Source organism: Synechococcus sp. R6-7, from assembly GCF_047461695.1.
In the GTDB taxonomy this organism is placed as follows: Bacteria; Cyanobacteriota; Cyanobacteriia; order Thermostichales; family Thermostichaceae; genus Thermostichus.
Map to the genome: position 1 here is coordinate 1 of NZ_JANSHS010000104.1, position 3,959 is coordinate 3,959.

Annotated in this window: 4 protein-coding genes and 1 pseudogene; 4 read left to right on the plus strand and 1 reads right to left on the minus strand. The window is 59.0% G+C overall.

Going from position 1 to position 3,959, the window contains the following annotated elements; translation table 11 throughout:
- The first annotated feature begins 392 nt into the window (after window positions 1-392).
- Window positions 393-932, plus strand: coding sequence for a hypothetical protein (locus tag NW815_RS03730; protein WP_414380997.1), 540 nt, complete (start codon window positions 393-395; stop codon window positions 930-932).
- A 166-nt stretch (window positions 933-1,098) separates the two neighbouring features.
- Window positions 1,099-1,746 carry a flavin prenyltransferase UbiX gene (locus tag NW815_RS03735; protein ID WP_011431889.1) on the plus strand — a complete coding sequence of 216 codons (648 nt, stop codon included), beginning with the start codon at window positions 1,099-1,101 and terminating at the stop codon, window positions 1,744-1,746.
- A 125-nt stretch (window positions 1,747-1,871) separates the two neighbouring features.
- On the opposite strand, the gene NW815_RS03740 is transcribed toward NW815_RS03735, so the two are convergent.
- Window positions 1,872-2,990 (minus strand): alpha/beta fold hydrolase, encoded by a 1,119-nt coding sequence (locus NW815_RS03740; protein ID WP_414415722.1) that lies wholly within the window; start codon window positions 2,988-2,990, stop codon window positions 1,872-1,874.
- 87 nt (window positions 2,991-3,077) lie between these two features.
- Between NW815_RS03740 and NW815_RS03745 the strand changes: the two genes are divergently transcribed.
- Complete coding sequence (locus NW815_RS03745) at window positions 3,078-3,731, plus strand: cobalt-precorrin-8X methylmutase (protein WP_414351913.1); 654 nt, start codon at window positions 3,078-3,080, stop codon at window positions 3,729-3,731.
- Window positions 3,732-3,764: 33 nt separating this feature from the next.
- A pseudogene (locus tag NW815_RS03750) lies at window positions 3,765-3,959 on the plus strand (hypothetical protein); the annotation flags it as partial.

Here is a 3,959-nt window from a genome sequence, read left to right on the forward strand (position 1 = left end):
CCCCAAACGCTCCGCGCCGCTGCCGCGACCCCCCAGCTCATCTCTCTGGGAGAGGGGGGTTGGAGAGCAAGGCAACGGAAATGTTTTATTCCTATTCAAAATGACTATAAATCTCCTCCATTGGCGCTCTTTTGGCAGCCGAGCAACCTCGGCTCCCCAGCCGCTGTGGCACCAACCGACCGGTAAGCAGCCTCTCTGCCGCTTGGCTCACAGCCTCCGCGAGGGAGAAAGTCCATCGTCCCCTCATATCAAAAAGAACATCTACTTCACGAAGAGTGGTTGGAGCGAAGGGGAGACTGCGCAGATTCAGGAAACCGAGAACCTGATATGGTAGGCGTTATCCTGCCTGATCTGCTCTTTTGCTCAGTGCAGCCTCCCCTCTTCATAGACTGATGCGAGAATTGCCCTCTGATCCTTCCAATCGTGCCGGCGTACCCTTTGGGGATCAGACCCTGGCTCTGATGCGCGTCCAGGAGGCCCTGGATCAATTGGAGGCAGCCATTCTCAGTAGCCCTCGCCTGTTTTGGTCTCGCACCCTTATTGAAGAGGAAAAGATTCTGGAGCAGTTAGACTTTATCCGCCTGAACCTGCCGACAGCCCTGGAGGAAGCGGAAGAATTGCTGCGCCAGCGGGATCGGATCTTGGCAGAGGCCAATCGCTACGCCCAAGAAATTGTGGCCGCGGCCCAACGTAGGGCTGAGCAGCTCCTCAACGAATCGGCGATTCTGCGACAGGCCCAAGCTCAGGCGGAGCAGTTATTGCAACAAGCCTATCAACATAGTGAGGAGGTGCGGCGACAGACACTGCAGGAATCGGAGCGCCTGCAGCGGGAGGCCCACCGTTACGTGGATCAGGTGTTGCAAGACCTGGAGTTGCGGTTGGTGGAATCCTTGCGGGTGATCCGCAACGGGCGACAAAATCTGCAGACCTAACAGAGAAGAGTCAGACTGGGGCTTGAGCGCTGCCTTCAACCTGTGCCAGGAGCATTTTTATCCCGCGTTGTGCAAGTCTTTTGGAGCGGTGGGTTAGGGATCCCCTGAGCAGGCGAGGGACGGCTCCCCTCGCTAGACTTGAGCAGAAGACGTTCCCCAGCGGCCCTTGACATCCTCTCTGCCCATCATCCTTGGCGTATCAGGCGCTTCAGGGATGCTCTATGCTGTGCGCGCTCTGCATGTTCTGCTCAGCCTGGACTACCGCGTCGAAGTGGTGGCCTCCAAAGCGGCCTATCAGGTGTGGCAGGGAGAACAAGGGGTGCTGCTGCCGACAGACCCCCGCAAGCAGGCCCACTTTTGGCGACAGCAAGCCGAGAGCAGCGGTGGATCCCTAGTTTGTCATCGCTGGCAGGATGTGGGGGCAACCATTGCCAGTGGCTCCTATCGCACGCAGGGGATGTTGGTGATCCCGTGCAGCATGGGTACAGTTGCCAAGTTGGCTGCCGGCTTGAGCTCGGATCTGCTGGAGCGGGCTGCTGATGTGCAGCTCAAGGAGGGACGACGCTTGGTGGTGGTGCCGCGGGAAACCCCCTTTAGCCTGATCCACCTGCGCAACTTGACCACTCTGGCAGAAGCGGGGGCGCGCATTGTTCCGGCCATTCCAGCTTGGTACCACCAGCCGCGTACCATCCTAGATTTGGTGGATTTTGTGGTGGTGAAGGCGTTGGATCAGTTCGGTATTGATGGCGATCTCATTCGCCGCTGGCAGGGGATGCGCCAGCATCAGATCCTCAAGCTGCCCCCTGATCTCTGAGCGGGATCCCTTTTCCCGGCGGCAGGCTGGGATTTGGCTTGGGGGTGTTCCAAGCTGGGGGGGGCCTGTGCCGATAGCCCTCACTTGTGGCACCTTGCCGGGAATAGCTCAGATCACTTGCTGAGCTAGCCGACTCGGGGATCCCGCTGAAGGGGGGTGGGCAAGTTAGGGCAGGTCTCCAGACTGGCCGCCCATTCCCCGATGAGGGTGTTGACCCAGTGAGGCAGCTCGTCGTGGGCGCAGTGGCCTACTCCCGGCAGCTTCACCAAGGTGAGGGCAGGTTGCCAGCGCTTAAATTGGTCTGCCAAAAAACTGGGCACTGCCGGATCTTCTCGGCCCCAAAGTAGCAAGATAGGCATTTTTAGGGTGGGCAGCAGGCGTTTGGGGCTGTCGAAGCGGCGGCAGAGAATGGCCCTCAGACCGTCCAAAAACACGTGGGCTGCCCCCGGCTCAAAGGCCGGTCTCTGGAAGATCTGCACCAGCTCGTCATCCACCTGCTCATCCCGCTTGTAGACATTCTTGATCCAAGCTCGTAGCACCTCGGTTTGTCGCAGCCAGTTGAAGAGGTGGGGATAAGTGAGGGGGCACCCCAGCAACGACAGAATCCCTTCGCAGAGGGCTCGCACCAGAGCATCCCAGGGAGAGGGCAATTCTTCCGGATGGGGCCCATCGGCGCAGCTAATCAAGCACAGGCCCTTCACCATCTGGGGATAGCGGGCGGCGGCAATGACTCCCACCAAGCCCCCGATGGAATGGCCTACCAGGATGCTGGGCTGCTGAATGTGAGTTTGCCAAAACTCGTGTACCTGCTCCACCCACAGATCAACGCTGTAGGCAATCTCCGGCTTGGCACTCTTGCCAAATCCCAGCAGGTCGAGGGCATAGACGGAGCGCTGGGATCCCAGAGGGAGAATGTTGTGGCGCCAATGACCCACTGACGCTCCAAATCCATGGATTAAAAGGGCCGGAGCTGCCGTCAAGTTGACGACACCGGCAGGGGTTTGGGCACGACTGGGGGTGTAGGTGAAATGGATGGGCCAGCCCCGCCAATGCCAGGTTTGGGAGTAGCCGTAGCGAGGCAAAGCCGACAAGGGATCCCTGTCGCTACCCGTTGGGGAAGAGGAGGGCGCATCAACAGAGGAGAAACCGGGATTGCCGACGGAATTGGCGCTGACCCGAGCAGAAGGGGAAGGATGGGAGTTGAGTCTGTGCAAGGGAGGAGTGGGTGACAACAATAGGCTCATCTCCAATTTAGGCTAGACCAATCTTAGTGGTTTTCTCGGCTCGCCCAAAGCTACTTTGCCACCGGTTCTTCTTTAGGACATGCCAGCATGACTGTGCCCCTGACTCCAGACCCAATGAATGAAGCCTTCGGGATAGACCCGATTACCGCTGCCAGCTTCCGCCAGATCGATCAAGAGATTGGCCCCCACCCCTGGCAAGGGATCCCTTATGAGGTGGTGCGCCGTGCCATTCATGCCACTGCCGACTTTGAGCTGCGGGATCGCTTTTTCTTCGGCCCCAACGCCGTTGAACACGCCCTGGCAGCCCTACGGCAAAAGCAGCCTGTCATTGTCGATGTCAGGATGGTGGCAGCTGGGATCCAGTCAGGTCTGAAAGCCCAAGGGATCCCCCTCTACTGTGCTTTGGACTGGGTGGAGGAGCCCCGTTGGCCCGGTCAAACCCGCGCCGCCAATGGGATGGTGAACTTGGCACGCCGCTATCCAGAAGCCCTGTTTGTCGTTGGCAATGCCCCCACCGCGTTGCTGGCTTTGGTGGAGGAGATTCGGGCACAGCGGGTCAAGCCGGCTTTGGTGATCGGAGTGCCGGTGGGATTTGTGGCGGTGGAAGAGGCCAAGCAGGCGTTGGCGCAAACGGATGTTCCCCAGATTCGGGTGGAGGGCCGCAAAGGCGGATCCCCAGTTGCTGCTGCCATTGTCAATGCCCTTCTCTTGGCAGCTCAACGGGATCCCATCCCCAACTGACTAGAATTGAAGGGATATCTTCAGACCTTTCCCATGACCCCAGAACAAGAGGAGTGGCTGATTCGCAACCTTCAGCAACAACAAGAACAAATCCAAGAAATGCGGGCCGAGCAGCAGCGGTCGGCTGAGCGCTTTGAGGCTCAGATGGTTGAGATGCGGCAGGGCTTTGCAGCCCAAATCTCCGAGATCCGGGCTGAACAGCAACGATCTGCCGAGCGCTTTGAGGCC